Consider the following 15,195-nt stretch of genomic DNA (forward strand, 5'->3'; position numbering starts at 1 on the left):
GCCGGCCCGAACCCGGCGCGACGCACCATCGAACCGCGGCGGCGCCCCGATCGTCCCGCCGCGGGAGCATGCCCACCGCCCGCGAAGGAACGTATGATCTCATACACAACGCCGCCAAGCGTGATAGGAACGGCGCACGGAATCGAACGATGGAACTTCGAGATGTCCCTGCGCCCGTCCATCGGGAAGTGCTTCGGACCCGGCCTCGACCGGGCGGCGTGCCTCGCGGAGATCGACGCCCGCATCGCCGAGGCGGAGGCGTCCTCGTCCGCCAAGGCCGCCACCGTCAGGATCCTGGCCCGGACCGGCTACGACGTGACGGAGGCCATGGAGGCCCTGTGGCGCGAGATGGATGCCTTGATGACTCTCCGGCTTGTCCACGACCATCTTCGCGCGGAGTGAAGATCCGCTCCGCCATCGCGGCACCAGGCCGGCGGACACGGTTCACGCTCCCGTTCGCGACCGGGCCCGGCGCTCGCCCGCTCAGCCGACGCCGGTGGGTCCGTCGATGACGCGCCGCACGCGCCGCGCGAGTTCGAGACGCTTGTAGGGCTTGTTGATGATCTCGAACTCGGTGCCGCCGGTATCGGTGCGCTCCAAGGACGCCTCCGCGTAGCCCGTGGTCAGCAGCACCTTGATCCGGGGCTGACGCTCGCGCGCGGCCCGGGCCAGCATGACGCCGTTCATTCCGCCCGGCATGATCAGGTCGGTGAACAGCAGGTCGACCCGGCGCTCGCCGTCGAGGATCTCGATGGCGGCCCGGGGGCCGTCGGCGACGATGACCTTGTAGCCGAAATCCTCCAGGATGATGCCCGCGGTCTCGGCCACGTCCGGCCGGTCGTCGACGACGAGAACCGTCTCGGTCCCGTGCCGGTCCGCGGCCCGCTGGGACGCCTTGCGCTCCTCCTCGATCTTCTGGTCGCTCGCCGGGAACAGCAGCCGCACGGTGGTGCCGTGCCCGACCTCGGAATAGATCTTCACCGAGCCGCCCGACTGCTTGGCGAAGCCGTAGACCATCGCCAGTCCGAGGCCGGTGCCCATGCCCTCGCCCTTGGTGGTGAAGAACGGCTCCATCACGCGGCTCAGGATCTCGGGCGGCATGCCGCTCCCGGTATCGGTGACGGAGACCACGACGTAGGCCCCGGGTCCGACCGTCTTGAAGAGGGCGGCGTCCTCGTCCTCGACGAGAAGGTTCTCCGACTTCACCGTGACGGTCCCGCCGCCCGGCATCGCATCGCGCGCGTTCAGCAGCACGTTGAGCAGCGCCACCTCGGCCTGGGTCGGGTCGATGCGGGTGTTCCAGAGGTCGGGCAGCAGTTCCTGGCGCAGGGTGACGTGGTCGCCCAGCGTGCGCTCGGCCATCTCGCTCATGCTGTGGACGAGACCGTTGAGATTGAGGAGCCGGCCCTCCAGGCGCTGCTTGCGCGAGAAGGCGAGAAGCTGGTGGGTCAGCTTGGCGGCGCGCTCGGAGGCGTCGCGGACGGCCTCTCCGGCGCGGCGCAGGCGCCCGACATCGATGTCGGGATGGTCGATCAGCGCGAGCATGACCTCGTTGTGCCCGGAGATCACCTGCAGCAGGTTGTTGAAATCGTGGGCGATGCCGCCGGTGAGCTGGCCCAGGCTCTCCATCTTCTGCGCCTGATGCAGCGATTCCTCCGCATCGCGCCGACGCGAGACGTCGAGCTGCGAGCCGAAGAAGTAGACGAGCTCGCCGGACCGGTTGAACACCGGGGAGACGAAGAGCGCGTTCCAGAACGAGGAGCCGTCCTTGCGGTAGTTGACGATCTCGGTCGAGAACTCGCGCTGCTCGTGGATGGCGAGGCGCAGGTCGGCGACGACCTCGCGGTCCGTCTCGGGTCCCTGGAGGAAGCGGCAGTTCGTATTGATCAGCTCGTCCCGGGTGTAGCCGGTCATGCGCTCGAAGGCGCGGTTGACGAAGATGATCGGGTTGTCCGCCTGATGCGGGTCCGTGACGATCATCGGCATCCGCGTCGTCTCGACGGCCGCGAAGAAGATGTCGTGATGCTGGTCGACGACGCCGGACGGACCGCTGCCGCTGACAGGGGTCTTCCGGCCATAGATCTTCGGCTTCTCGGGGGAAGTCGTCAAGTCGAGGCTCCGGTATTCGAGACACCGGGGGCGCCTTGAACCAATCCAAATGGTCCGACGACATACGGTCTGCAAGCCGTGAATGGCCACTGAACAAAACTTGAACGGCGGACGGAAGTCTCGGGGTCGCAGGCCCGGCGCAGGACCCGGCCGGCCGGATCGAACATCGCCGGGTCCGGCGCGCCTGCCTGATGCAGCGTCCCGCCTCGCTAGTCCGTACGTACCAGAAACCGCGAGCGTGGCCGGAACAGGATTGCGCACAACCCGTTTGTGCACCGGGACCGATGCGCCCCGGCCGCATCCCCGGCCCCATCGGGTCCGGCCCGGCGCGGCATCCTCAACCGACGAAGACTGGAGAACATCATGGTCGATACCAATCGTGTGACGGGCGCCGCCAAGGAGATCGCTGGCAAGGCCCAGGGGGCCATCGGCGATCTCATCGGATCGCGCGAGGATTCGGCGAAGGGGCGCCTGCGGGACGTCCAGGGTTCGGCCGAGAACCTCTACGGCCAGACCAAGGACGCCGTCCGCAACGTCGCCGACGAGGTCTCGGATTACGCCGAGGACGCCTACGACCAGGGCAAGCGCCAGTTGCACGACGTCCACGAGCGCTCGGTCGAGTGGCCGCACGCCTCGCTCCTCGTCGCCGGCCTCGTCGGCTTCGGCCTCGGACTCCTCGTCGCGAAGCTCTGACGATCCCGGCCCGCATGTCCGAACGACCGAACGATCCGGGGCACCCCGTGGCCGCCTCGCCCATCCTGCCCCCGACTCCCGCCGCCTCGGCCGAGGTCCGCCGCGCCTGAACGGAGACGGGCGGGCCATACCGGCCGGCCCCATCGGTTCAGCGCACGTCCGGAGATCGCCGGATCGCAAGACTCGTCGATCGCAAGATTCGCCCGCTCGCAAGACTCGTCGGATCGCGCGGCGGCCTCCATCGACTGGATCGACAGGGTCTCCTCGGACCCCGTCGATCGTCCGTCGGGACGAATCGACGGGGAGCGGATTCGAAAGCAAGGATCGGGGTGCGGCCCCGAGGCCCCCGGGGCAAGGGTACGGTGACCGAGCCGATCCCGGCCGGAATCGGTCCCCGAGGACGAAGGACATCCCTCATGCGGCGCGCCGAAGCGGAACCACGGCCCGGGGCCTCCGGCACGTCCGAGAGCGAGCGCGCGCAGCGATGGGCCGCGCTCGCGGCCCGGGACGCTGGGGCCGACGGACTGTTCGTCTACGCGGTCCGCAGCACCGGCGTGTATTGCCGTCCGAGCTGCCCGTCGCGGGCGGCCAAGCCGGACAACGTCACCTTCCACGCCACCTGCGCGGCGGCGGAGGCGGCGGGCTTCCGCCCCTGCCGGCGCTGCCGGCCGAACGAAGCCTCCCTGGCCGAGCGGCAGGCGGCGGCGGTCGCCCGGGCCTGCCGCCGGATCGACGCGGCCGAGACCCCGCCGACCCTCGCCTCGCTCGCGGCGGCGGCGGGTTTGAGCGCCTTCCACTTCCATCGCGTCTTCCGGAAGGTCACCGGCATCACGCCGAAAGCCTACGCGTCGGCCAAGCTCGCCGAGCGCGTCGCCGAGCGCCTGCCGGCGGCCGGGACGGTGACCGAGGCGGTGTTCGCGGCGGGCTACAACGCGTCGAGCCGGTTCTACGCGCAGGGCTCCGGGCGCCTCGGCATGACGCCGTCCGCCTACCGCAAGGGCGGCCCCGGCGTCGCGATCCGGTTCGCGGTGGCTGCCTGCTCGCTCGGCGCCATCCTCGTCGCGGCGACGCCGCGCGGGGTCTGCGCCATCCTCCTCGGCGACGATCCCGACGCCCTGGTGCGCGATCTCCAGGACCGCTTCCCTCGGGCCGACCTGTCACCCGGCGATGCGGAATTCGACCTCTGGGTGGCCGCGGTCGTCGGCCTCGTCGAGACGCCCGGGCGTGCGTTCGATCTCCCCCTCGACATCGGCGGCACCGCCTTCCAGCAGCGGGTCTGGGACGCGCTCCGCGCCGTTCCGATCGGGACAACGACGACCTATGCGGAGATCGCCCGGGCCATCGGCGCTCCCACGGCCATGCGCGCCGTGGCCCAGGCCTGCGGCGCCAACCGGCTCGCAATCGTCGTCCCCTGCCACCGGGTGGTGCGCTCGGACGGGGCGCTGTCCGGCTATCGCTGGGGCGTCGCGCGCAAGCGCGCGCTGCTCGACCGCGAGGCGGCGCGATGACGACGCCGCCGGAGCAGGGCAGGGAAGGGAACGGAAGGGGGAAAGGAAGGGCGATCGACGTGGCCCGGGCGCCACAGGTTACGACCACAGGGTGTCGGCCGCGACGTCGGCCGCGCTTCACGGGTCACAAGCCGCGCCGATGATCCAGGGTGGCGAAGGCGGGTCCCGTCCGGACGGCCCCGCATCCCCCGCCCCCGCCGCGGCGTCATCCGCGCCCGCTCCCGCGGTCGACATCGGCATGGCCGCTCCTGTTCCTCCGCGCCGCCCGGCCATCGCGCACCGGATCGGCCGCCTCCGGCTCGGGGCCGCGGCCGTGCCGCTGGGGTCCGGCGGCCTCCATGCCGAGGACATGGCGGGCGTCGTGCTGGACGAGTTCGTGGTCACGGCGGAGGGGCGTCCGGGACCGGCGCCGATGCCCTTCGGCGCCGCGGCGCCCCCCGGCTCGACGAGCGCAACTTCGACCAGCCGTTCTACACCTCGGCCGTCCGCGGCAGCTACCCGTCCCTGACCGTCCTCACGGACCTGACCTTCCTCACGGACCCGATCCGGCGCTACGATCTGCTGGGCCTGCCGGCCGTCGGCTACGTGGCCTTCACCTCCGAGATCCTCGACAACCATGTGACGACCTTCAACCGGGCGCGCGGGACCGGACGACCGGCCCTCGGCGCCCAGATCGCCGACCCGCGCGGCGACCAGACCAATCTCGGCGGCCGCGCACGCACGGAGGTGGCGCTCTCCGACCGCTGGACCGGCCTCCTCGGGTTCAGCGCGACGAACACCACGATCACCGGCCGCAACGTCGCCCACGCCCCTGCGGCGGCCGGGCGGACGGTGTCGGTGATCGACGCCTCGCGCAGCTTCCTCATCCTCAACGCCAACATCCACTACGCGACGGAGCTGGCCGGCGGCTACGGCAAGCGCCTCAGTCTCTATCTGGGGGTCCGCAATCTCCTCGATGCGACCCACGTCGCCTCGGCACAGAACCGGACCACCGGCCTCAACCGGACCACCGGCCTAGAGAACGGTGCGGCAATCCTCACCGGCACGATCGGGTCGATCTTCGCCCCCCCCGCGCAACGTCGTCGGCGGGCTGAAGCTATCATTCTGACCGCGTCGGCAGCTTCGAGGCGGACGGCAGCAAGAATGCCCGCGAAACAGGCATCGCGAAAAGATGTCTGCGGGCGCGGCCAGGTTTTCGCACTTCCCTGAGGCAGTCTCACCGTCAGGGACGACGGGCCGGAACGCTCTGACTATTCTCTAGGCAGCTTTGCTGCGCGTCCGGAAAGCGGAAGCGAAACAACATCGCAGGCGGGTGATCGCTCCCGGCCCGCGAGATCTACCCGGCGGTTTGGCCAGCGGATTGCATTCACGGTTTCGTCAAGCCGCACGCAGCCCATGGAAACCCGTCCCCGCATGTTCGCTTCCGTCTCCCGCTGGTCGAAGTCCCGCCTCCTGGCCGCCGCCCTCCTATCCGGGGTGATGATGCCCGCCGCCTTCGCCCAGGGCGTGCTGAAGATCGGCATGACCGCCTCCGACATCCCGCTCACCACCGGCCAGGCCGACAATGGCGGCGAGGGCATGCGGTTCACGGGCTATACGGTCTATGACGGGCTCATCAACTGGGACCTCTCCTCCGCCACGAAGCCCTCCGTGCTGGTGCCGGGCCTCGCCAGGAGCTGGACGGTCGACCCCGCCGACAACACCAAGTGGACCTTCAAGCTGCGCGAGGGGGTGACCTTCCACGACGGCTCGCCCTTCACCGCCGAGTCGGTGGTGTGGAACCTCGACAAGCTCCTGAAGAACGACGCCCCGCAATTCGACCCGCGCCAGTCGGCGCAGGGGCGCTCCCGCATCCCGGCCGTGGCGAGCTACCGCGCCGTCGATCCGACCACGCTCGAAGTCGTCACCAAGAACCCCGACGCGACGCTGCCCTATCAGATCGCCTGGATCATGATCTCGTCGCCCGCCCAATGGGAGAAGGTCGGCAAGAGCTGGGACGCCTTCGCCAAGACGCCCGCCGGCACCGGCCCGTGGAAGCTGACCCTGTTCGCCCCGCGCGAGCGCGCCGAGATGGCGCCGAACAAGGACTACTGGGACAAGGCCCGGGTGCCGAAGCTCGACAAGCTCGTGCTGGTGCCGCTGCCCGAGGCCAATGCCCGCGTGGCCGCGCTGCGCTCCGGCCAGGTCGACTGGATCGAGGCGCCGCCCCCGGACGCCGTCGCCTCCCTCAAGGCCGCCGGCTTCGGCATCGTCACCAACGCCTACCCGCACAACTGGACCTGGCACCTCTCCCGGGCCGAGGGGTCGCCCTGGAACGACATCCGCGTGCGCAAGGCGGCCAACCTCGCGGTGGACCGCGAGGGCATGAAGGAACTGCTCAACGGGCTGATGATCCCGGCCCAAGGATTCATGCCGCCGGGCTCGGCCTGGTTCGGCAACCCGACCTTCAAGCCGACCTACGATCCGGAAGCCGCCAAGAAGCTCCTGGCCGAGGCCGGCTACGGCCCCGGCAAGCCCATCGTCACCAAGGTCCTGATCGCGCCCTCGGGTTCGGGGCAGATGCAGCCCCTGCCGATGAACGAGTTCATCCAGCAGAACCTCGCGGATGTGGGCATCAAGGTCGAGTTCGAGGTGGTCGAGTGGAACACGCTCATCAACCTGTGGCGCGCGGGCGCCAAGTCCGAGATGTCGCGCAAGGCGACGGGGATGAACTTCTCCTACTTCATCCAGGACCCCTTCACGGGCTTCATCCGCCATCTCCAGTGCAATCTCGCGGCGCCGAACGGCACCAACTGGGGCCATTATTGCGACCCCGAGATGGACAAGCTCTTCGATCAGGTCCGCACCACCTTCGACCCGGCCGAGCAGACCAAGGTCCTGGAGAAGGTCCACGAGAAATACGTCGACGACGCCCTCTTCCTGATGGTGGCCCACGACACCAACCCGCGCGCCATGAGCCCCAAGGTGAAGGGCTTCGTGCAGGCGCAGAACTGGTTCCAGGACTTCTCGCCGATCTCGATGGGCAAGTGACGGGGCGCCTTCCCTCCCCCCTGCGGGGAGGGATCGGGGGTGGGGGTGGCTCCGCTGGCCTCGACCCGTCTTGGGTCACCCGGCCGCCCCCACCTCCAACTCCTCCCCGCAAGGGGGAGGAGAGCCGCTCAAGCCCAGGGGATTGGATGGGACCATGCTGAAGTTCATCCTCCAGCGCCTGCTCACCGTGACGCCGGTGGCGCTCGGCGTCAGCGTCGTCTGCTTCCTGCTGGTCCACCTCGCCCCCGGCGACCCCTTGAGCGCCGTGCTTCCCGTGGACGCCACGCAGGAGACCATCGACGCCATGCGGGCGGCCTACGGCTACGACAAGCCGCTGCCGGTGCAGTACGTGATCTGGCTCTGGCACGTGCTGCAGGGGGATCTCGGCATCTCCATCGCCACGGGCCGCCCGGTGGCGCAGGAGGTCGGCCGGGCGGTGGTGAACAGCCTGATCCTGGCCTTCGTGGCGACGCTGATCGGCTTCACCTTCGGCTGCCTGTTCGGCTTCGTGGCCGGCTACTTCCGCAACTCGGTCCTCGACCGGCTCGCCTCGGCGGTGTCGGTCTTCGGGGTGAGCGTGCCGCATTACTGGCTCGGCATGGTGCTGGTCATCGTGTTCTCGGCCCAGCTCGGCTGGCTGCCGCCCACCGGCGCCGGGCCGGACGGCTCGGGCAACTGGCGGCCCGACCTCGATCACCTGCGCTACATCATCCTGCCCGCGCTCACGATGTCGGTGATCCCCATGGGGGTGATCGCCCGCACCATCCGGGCGCTGGTGGGCGACATCCTGGCCCAGGACTTCGTCGGAGCGCTCCGGGCCAAGGGCCTGAGCGAGTTCGGCGTGTTCAAGCACGTGGTCAAGAACGCCGCCCCGACGGCGCTCGCCATCATGGGGCTGCAGCTCGGCTACCTGCTCGGCGGTTCGATCCTGATCGAGACGGTGTTCGCCTGGCCCGGCACCGGCTTCCTGCTCAACGCCGCGATCTTCCAGCGCGACCTGCCCCTGCTCCAGGGCGCGATCCTCGTCCTGGCGATGTTCTTCGTCGCCCTCAACCTCATCGTCGACGTCGTGCAGACGGCGCTCGATCCGCGCATCGAGAGGGGCTGATGAGATCCGCGACACAGGCCGCAGCGCCCGTCCTCGACATCGCCGGCGGCACCGCCCCCGCGCCGGCCGCGCCCGACGCCTTCGTGCCGTCGCGGGGGTTCTGGGGGCAGGTCGGCCACAAGCTGCTGCGCGATCCCGTGGCGATGGCGGCGGCTCTCGTGATCCTCGCCATCGTGGCCGTGGCGCTGCTGTCGCCCTGGATCACCCCGATGGACCCCTATCGCGGCTCGATGCTGCGGCGCCTGAAGCCCATCGGCGACGCCACCTACATCCTCGGCTCGGACGAACTCGGCCGCGACATGCTGAGCCGCCTGATGATGGGCGGGCGCCTGTCCCTGTTCATCGGCGTCACCCCCGTCATCCTCGCCTTCGTGATCGGCTCCGGCATCGGCATCCTGGCCGGCTATGTCGGCGGCTGGGTCAACACCGTCCTGATGCGCACGGTGGACGTGTTCTTCGCCTTCCCCTCGGTCCTGCTCGCCATCGCGCTCTCCGGCGCGCTCGGCGCGGGCATCTTCAACTCCATCGTGTCGCTGACCTGCGTGTTCGTGCCCCAGATCGCCCGCGTGGCCGAGAGTGTGACCACCCAGATCCGGGCGCGCGACTACGTCGACGCGGCCCGGCTGTCGGGCGCCTCGACCCTGACGATCCTGCGCGTGCAGGTGCTCGGCAACGTGCTGGGGCCGATCTTCGTCTACGCCACCAGCCTCATCAGCGTGTCGATGATCCTGGCCTCGGGACTGTCCTTCCTCGGCCTGGGCGTGAAGCCGCCCGAACCCGAATGGGGCCTGATGCTGAACACGCTCCGCACGGCGATCTACGTGAACCCGATGGTCGCGGCCCTGCCGGGGCTGGCCATCTTCATCGTCTCGATCTCGTTCAACCTGTTCTCCGACGGCCTGCGGTCCGCCATGGAGGTGAAGGCATGAGCACGCCCATCGGCCTCCCCACCGTCCCGGTCGCCCGCGACCGGGGGGGACCGGCCCAGCCCCTCCTCACCGTCGACCAGCTCGTCAAGCACTTCCCCGTCAAGAAGGGCTTCGGCGGCACCAAGGCCGTGGTGCGGGCCGTGGACGGCGTCGACTTCGAGATCCTGAAGGGCGAGACCCTCGGGGTCGTCGGCGAGTCGGGCTGCGGCAAGTCCACCACCGCCCGACTCATCATGGGCCTGATCCGGCACGATTCCGGCGATCTGCTGTTCGATGGCGAGCGCATCGGCGGCCGGGCGCTGCCCCTGCGCGACTTCCGGGCCCAGGCCCAGATGGTGTTCCAGGACAGCTACTCCTCCCTCAATCCGCGCATGACCATCGAGGGCTCCATCGCCTTCGGGCCGCAGGTGCACGGGGTCCCGAAGCGCCAGGCCATCGAGCGGGCGCGCTCCCTGCTCGCCCGGGTGGGGCTGGAGCCCGCGCGCTTCGCCGCGCGCTATCCGCACGAGCTCTCCGGCGGCCAGCGCCAGCGCGTGAACATCGCCCGCGCGCTCGCGCTGGAACCCCGCCTCGTGGTGCTCGACGAGGCGGTCTCGGCGCTGGACAAATCGGTGGAGGCGCAGGTGCTGAACCTGCTGATGGACCTCAAGCAGGAATTCAACCTCACCTACCTGTTCATCAGCCACGACCTTAACGTGGTGCGCTTCATCTGCGACCGGGTGGCGGTCATGTATCTCGGGCAGGTGGTCGAGATCGGCCCCGCCGACACCGTGCTGGCCGCGCCGGCCCACCCCTACACGGCGGCCCTCCTGTCCTCGATGCCCTCGATGGACCCGGATGCCCGCACGCAGGTGGCGCCGCTCGCCGGCGACCCGCCGAACCCGATCAACCCGCCCGCCGGCTGCCGCTTCCATCCCCGCTGCGCCCTGGTGGAAGAGGTCTGCCGGAGCACGCTCCCGCCCCTGGACGCCCTCGATGCGCGCCACCGCGTCGCCTGCCTCGCCCGCCAGCCGGGCTCGGGCCACGCGCTCGCCCCAGAGCCGACGGTGGTGGCCGCATGAGCGCATCCGCAACCGGACCGGCGGTCGCGATCCGCGGCCTGACGGTGGTCTTCGGCGGCGTGGTCGAGGCCGTGGACGGGGTCGACCTCACCCTGGAGCGTGGCCAGGCCGTAGCGCTGATCGGCGAGTCGGGCTCCGGCAAGAGCGTCACCCTGCGGGCGATCATGCGCCTGAACCCGGAGCGCCGGACCCGGATCGGCGGAGAGATCCGGGTCGGCGGCGCCGACGTGATGGCGATGTCGCCCAAAGCCCTGCGGGCCCTGCGCGGACGGGCCGTGGCGATGATCTTCCAGGAGCCGCTGCTCGCCCTCGATCCGGTCTACACGGTGGGCCGGCAGATCACCGAGGCGATCCGCCAGCATGAGCGGATCGGCGCCGCGGCGGCGCGCCAGCGCGCCCTGGCGCTGTTCGAACGGGTCCGCATCCCGAGCCCGGAGCGGCGTCTCGACGCCTATCCGCACGAGATGTCGGGGGGCATGCGCCAGCGGGCGATGATCGCCCTGGCGCTCGCCTGCCGGCCGCAGGTCCTGCTCGCCGACGAACCGACGACGGCGCTGGACGCCACGGTGCAGATCCAGATCCTGCTGCTGCTGCGCGAGTTGCAGGCAGAGCTCGGCCTCTCGACGATCTTCGTCACGCACGACCTCGGCGCCGCCGTGGAGGTCGCCGACCGGATCGCGGTGATGTATGCCGGCCGCATCGTCGAGGAGGGCTCCGCCCGCGACGTGGTGCTCGATCCCCACCATCCCTACACGATCGGCCTCCTGCGCAGCCGCGCCGACGGGGCGCTGGCCAAGGGCACGCGCCTGAAGACGATTCCCGGCAGCCCACCCGACCTCGCCAACCGCCCGCCGGGCTGCCCCTTCGCCCCGCGCTGCTTCCTGGCCGAGGAACGCTGCCGGGTCGAGGCGCCGCCCTCCGTGGTGGTGCAGCCGGGCCACCGGGCCGCCTGCTGGCGCACCGAGGCGGCCCATGCGGCGTTTCAGGGGGACAAGACGCCGGTGATGGCGGACACAGCGGTGTAAACGCGAACGCGTCGCGCGCATCAGCCCGGATCTGCAATGCCCTGCGTCCAAAGCATGGACAGATAGAACACGTGCCCACCGATCAGGATGGCGCTCAAGGGCAAGAGGGTCCGGAACGCCCGCGTCCCATCGGGGTCCCGCCGGCACCGCACCAAGATCGTGACCATAGCAAAAAGGCCTACACCCGGTCCGAAGCCGAGCGCGACCCATCTCGGTGCGAACCAGTTGGGACGCCCGTCGATGCTCCACTGCATCGGCAGACGATCCGGCGCACCGAGGTAACCGTTCGCCGCCCAGGACAGTCCGATCAGGCACGCAGCCGTCGCTGCGGCGAGGATGTAGGCACGCGTCATCGCGAGGGTGGGCTCCAGTAACGAACGGCGCCGCAGCCTATCGTAAACGCCTTTCCTGGCCCTTAGCCCAACCGCAGTCCGGCCTTCGCCTTGCGCCGCTGCAGATACAGGCTCGTCCCCAGCGCCAGCCCGATCACCGCGAGCGACATGCCGGTGGTGAGGGTGCCCAGCGCGTAGATCTCCGGCGTCGTGACGGTGGTGGTGAGGCCCTGCAGTTCCAGCGGGAGGGTGTTGCGGCCACCGATGGCCTGGCTGGTGCGGGCGAGTTCGTCGAAGGACAGGGTGAAGCCGAACAGCGCGACGCCGACGAGGGAGGGGCCCAGGATCGGCACCACGACGTGCCGCAGGGTCTGAGGCCCGGTGGCGCCGAGGTCGCGGGCGGCCTCCTCGTAGGCCGGATCGAACCGGTTGAAGACCGCGAACATGATCAGGAGACCGAACGGCAGGGTCCAGGTCAGGTGCGCGCCCAGTGCCGAGGTGTAGAGCCCCATCAGGGTGCCGTGCTCCTGCAGCCAGCCCCAGCCGGTCTCGGCGGCGGCCCACTTCACCGCCTCGTCGAGGAGCCGGAACTCCAGGCCGATGCCGAGGGAGACGACGATGGAGGGCACGATCAGGCTCGCCACGGCGATGGTGAACAGCGCGCCCTCGCCGCGGAAGCGCTTGCGGAAGGCGAGGCCCGCGAAGAACGCAACGACGACGGTGAGCAGCATCACCACGAGGCCGAGGCGGAGCGAGCGCCACAGAGCCCCCCAGATGTCGACGATGCCCAAGCCCGCCCAGAGCTTGCCGAACCAGTGCGTCGAGACGCCGTTCATCGGGAAGGTGAGGCCGCCCTGCGGCCCCTGGAAGCTCAGCACCAGGATCGTCAGCGTCGGCCCGTACAGGAAGGCGACGAACAGGGCGAAGAACGCCGCGAGCGCGTAGAAGGCCGGGGAGCGGGGGCGGTCGCTCACGTCTAGAGCTCCTTGCGCAGGTCGATGAGCCGGGTCATGGCCACGATCATCAGCATCACGGCGCCGAGCAGCACCACCGCGTTGGCCGCCGCCGCCGGCAGTTGCAGGGCCGACATCTGGACCTGGATGACCTTGCCGACCGAGGCGATCTGCTGGCCGCCCATCACGCCGACGGTGACGAAATCACCCATCACCAGGGTGATCACGAAGATCGAGCCGATGGCGATGCCGGGCTTGGCCAGCGGCACCACCACGTTCCAGAGCGTCTGCCAGCCGGTGGCCCCGGAATCATAGGCCGCCTCGATCAGCGAGCGGTCGATGCGCGCCATGCTGTTGAAGATCGGCACGATCATGAAGACGGTGTTCAGGTGGACGAAGGCGAGCACCACCGAGAAGTCGGAATAGAGCAGCCCCTCGATCGGCGCCCTGATCAGCCCCAGTCCTATCAGGGTGTCGTTGACGAGGCCGTTGCGGCCGAGCAGCGGGATCCAAGAGATCATCCGGATCACGTTCGAGGTCCAGAACGGGATCGTGCAGACGAGGAACAGCGCCATCTGCATCGTCTTCGAGCGGACATGGAAGGCGACGAAATACGCCACCGTGAACCCGATCAGGAGGGTGCAGGCCCAGGTCAGCACGCAGAACTTCAGGGTCGAGAGGTAGGTCCGCACGGTGGTGCAGGCGTCCGTGGTGTTGAGGCAACCCTCGAACACGTCGATGTAGTTCTGCACCGTGAAGGAGGGGATGATCTCGTACTCGTTGTACTCCCAGAAACTGACCATCAGGGTCAGCGTCAGCGGCACCACGAAGAACACCAGGAACACGAGCGCCATCGGCGCCGCCTGGAGATAGGCGAGGGCCTGCCGGCGCCGGGTCTTGGCCGTGAGGCCGGCCGAAGGCGCCAGCGCGGTCGGCGCAGTCACAACGGCTGGCAGCGCGGAGAGGGCGGTATCGGTCATGGCTCAACCCTCGTGAGGCTCGAAACCCTCCCCCCTCTGCGGGGGAGGGTGGCCCGCGCGTCAGCGCGGATCGGGAGAGGGGAGCGACACGTCCGGAGACGTCGTCCCCTTTCCCGCCTGCTTCGCAGGCACCCCCTCCCGCACAGGAGAGAGGGCGAGGTCGCACGCCCCGCTCACGCGGCGATGAACTCGTTCCACTTGCGGACCATGTAGGTGTTCTCGTCCATCACGGCGTTCCAGCAGGCGACGCTGCCCATGCGGGCCTCGAAGGAGCCGCCGTCGCGGGTGGCGCCGGCCTTCTCCAGGACGCTGCCGTCCGGCCCCTTGATGTCCTTCTCGGCGGGTTTGCTCTCCATCCAGTAGGCCCACTCGTAGGGCTCCATATGCGCCTTGGCGGTCTCCAGCACGGCCGAGTAGTAGCCTTGGCGGTTGAGGTAGGCCCCGGCCCATCCGGAGAGGAACCAGTTGATGAAGTCGTAGGCCGCATCGAGCTTGCGGCCCGTCAGGGTCTTGGGCAGGCCGAAGCCGGTGGCCCAGGCGCGGTAGCCTTCCTTGAGCGGCTGGTAGGTGCAGGCCACGCCCTGGCTGCGGACCTTGGTGACGGCGGGCGACCACATCGACTGGATCACCGTCTCGCCCGACGCCATCAGGTTCACGGATTCGTTGAAGTCCTGCCAGAAGGCGCGGAACTGGCCGGCGCGCTTGGCCTCGATCAGCAGCTTGATGGTGCGATCGATCTCGGCCTTCGTCATGTTGCCCTTGTCGGGATAGGTGTAGTCGCCGGTGGCTTCGATCACCATCGCGGCATCCATGATGCCGATCGAGGGAATGTTGAGGATCGAGGCCTTGCCCTTGAACTCGGGGTTCAACAGCTCCTTCCAGCTGGAGATCGGGCGCTTGATCAGGTCGGGGCGGATGCCCAGCGTGTCGGCGTTGTAGGTGGTCGGGATCAGGGTGATCCACTCGGTGGGCGAGCCCGCGAAGTTCTTCGAGTTCTGCCCCTCGAGATAGAAGACCTTCTTGGGTGCCGTGCCCTGGTCGCCGATCTTCTTGCCGCCGACCTCGCCCTTGGTGAAGACCGGGGTGATGTTGTCGGCCTGCTTGATCCGGCGGGCATCCATGCCCTGGATGTTGCCCGAGGGGATGAGTTTCTTCAGGCTGAAGAACTCGGTGTCGAGGAGGTCGAAGGAATTCGGCTGCGTCACCACGCGCTTGGTCACCTCGTCGGTGACGACGGGGATGTACTCGATGGTGATCCCCAGATCCTCCTTCACCTTGCGGGCGATGTCTCCGGACTGGTTCACGGCGGTGCCGAGGTAGCGCAGGGTCACGGGCTCGGCGGCGATCACGTTGGGAAAGCCGGTGATCGGGCCGGCGCCGAGCGCCAGCCCGGTGGCACCCGCGCCCTGGAGCAGGGTGCGGCGGCTCAGCTTGATCGTGGTCGTCATGCAGCGTCCTCTGTGGAAA

At 69.3% G+C, this 15,195-nt stretch carries 15 protein-coding genes; 10 read left to right on the plus strand and 5 right to left on the minus strand.

The genetic code is table 11. The annotated features are described in order from the left end of the window. Positions 1-162: 162 nt before the first annotated feature. Positions 163-402 (plus strand): hypothetical protein, encoded by a 240-nt coding sequence (locus ACLBWX_RS11050; RefSeq protein ID WP_447677118.1) that lies wholly within the window; start codon positions 163-165, stop codon positions 400-402. 81 nt (positions 403-483) lie between these two features. Here ACLBWX_RS11050 and ACLBWX_RS11055 read toward each other — a convergent pair whose 3' ends face one another. After that, complete coding sequence (locus ACLBWX_RS11055; RefSeq protein WP_447677119.1) at positions 484-2,109, minus strand: hybrid sensor histidine kinase/response regulator; 1,626 nt, start codon at positions 2,107-2,109, stop codon at positions 484-486. 363 nt (positions 2,110-2,472) lie between these two features. Here ACLBWX_RS11055 and ACLBWX_RS11060 point away from each other — a divergent pair, with 363 nt between their 5' ends. From ACLBWX_RS11060 to ACLBWX_RS11100, 9 genes are all read left to right on the plus strand, one after another. Then, complete coding sequence (locus tag ACLBWX_RS11060) at positions 2,473-2,802, plus strand: CsbD family protein (RefSeq protein ID WP_447677120.1); 330 nt, start codon at positions 2,473-2,475, stop codon at positions 2,800-2,802. Between the two features lie 416 nt (positions 2,803-3,218). Then, a complete protein-coding gene (ada, locus tag ACLBWX_RS11065) occupies positions 3,219-4,310 on the plus strand; it encodes a bifunctional DNA-binding transcriptional regulator/O6-methylguanine-DNA methyltransferase Ada (RefSeq protein ID WP_447677121.1) in 1,092 nt (363 codons plus the stop codon). Positions 4,311-4,548: 238 nt separating this feature from the next. Continuing rightward, on the plus strand, positions 4,549-4,818 hold the full coding sequence (locus ACLBWX_RS11070) for a hypothetical protein (RefSeq protein WP_447677122.1): 270 nt from the start codon (positions 4,549-4,551) through the stop codon (positions 4,816-4,818). 77 nt (positions 4,819-4,895) lie between these two features. Further along, positions 4,896-5,519, plus strand: a complete 624-nt coding sequence (locus ACLBWX_RS11075) for a hypothetical protein (protein WP_447677123.1) — start codon at positions 4,896-4,898, stop codon at positions 5,517-5,519. Positions 5,520-5,789: 270 nt separating this feature from the next. Then, positions 5,790-7,340 carry an ABC transporter substrate-binding protein gene (locus ACLBWX_RS11080; protein WP_447677254.1) on the plus strand — a complete coding sequence of 517 codons (1,551 nt, stop codon included), beginning with the start codon at positions 5,790-5,792 and terminating at the stop codon, positions 7,338-7,340. A 154-nt stretch (positions 7,341-7,494) separates the two neighbouring features. Next, the gene (locus ACLBWX_RS11085) at positions 7,495-8,448 is read left to right on the plus strand and encodes an ABC transporter permease (protein ID WP_447677124.1); all 954 of its coding nucleotides are present in this window, start codon (positions 7,495-7,497) and stop codon (positions 8,446-8,448) included. Then, positions 8,448-9,377, plus strand: a complete 930-nt coding sequence (locus ACLBWX_RS11090; RefSeq protein WP_447677125.1) for an ABC transporter permease — start codon at positions 8,448-8,450, stop codon at positions 9,375-9,377. Before ACLBWX_RS11085 ends, ACLBWX_RS11090 begins: the two co-directional genes overlap by 1 nt. Beyond that, on the plus strand, positions 9,374-10,438 hold the full coding sequence (locus tag ACLBWX_RS11095) for an ABC transporter ATP-binding protein (RefSeq protein WP_447677126.1): 1,065 nt from the start codon (positions 9,374-9,376) through the stop codon (positions 10,436-10,438). Before ACLBWX_RS11090 ends, ACLBWX_RS11095 begins: the two co-directional genes overlap by 4 nt. Then, positions 10,435-11,463: an ABC transporter ATP-binding protein gene (locus ACLBWX_RS11100; RefSeq protein ID WP_447677127.1), complete on the plus strand. Its 1,029-nt coding sequence runs from the start codon at positions 10,435-10,437 to the stop codon at positions 11,461-11,463. The genes ACLBWX_RS11095 and ACLBWX_RS11100 overlap by 4 nt, the downstream gene beginning before the upstream one ends. A 20-nt stretch (positions 11,464-11,483) precedes the next feature. Here ACLBWX_RS11100 and ACLBWX_RS11105 read toward each other — a convergent pair whose 3' ends face one another. From ACLBWX_RS11105 to ACLBWX_RS11120, 4 genes are all read right to left on the minus strand, one after another. Then, positions 11,484-11,816: a DUF1648 domain-containing protein gene (locus ACLBWX_RS11105; protein ID WP_447677128.1), complete on the minus strand. Its 333-nt coding sequence runs from the start codon at positions 11,814-11,816 to the stop codon at positions 11,484-11,486. A 62-nt stretch (positions 11,817-11,878) separates the two neighbouring features. Further along, entirely contained in the window at positions 11,879-12,769 is an 891-nt protein-coding gene (locus tag ACLBWX_RS11110; RefSeq protein WP_447677129.1) for an ABC transporter permease, read from the minus strand. A 2-nt stretch (positions 12,770-12,771) separates the two neighbouring features. Then, on the minus strand, positions 12,772-13,728 hold the full coding sequence (locus ACLBWX_RS11115; protein ID WP_447677130.1) for an ABC transporter permease: 957 nt from the start codon (positions 13,726-13,728) through the stop codon (positions 12,772-12,774). A 173-nt stretch (positions 13,729-13,901) separates the two neighbouring features. Further along, on the minus strand, positions 13,902-15,176 hold the full coding sequence (locus ACLBWX_RS11120) for an ABC transporter substrate-binding protein (protein ID WP_447677131.1): 1,275 nt from the start codon (positions 15,174-15,176) through the stop codon (positions 13,902-13,904). Positions 15,177-15,195: the final 19 nt, after the last annotated feature.

This window comes from Methylobacterium sp. M6A4_1b, from assembly GCF_053345175.1.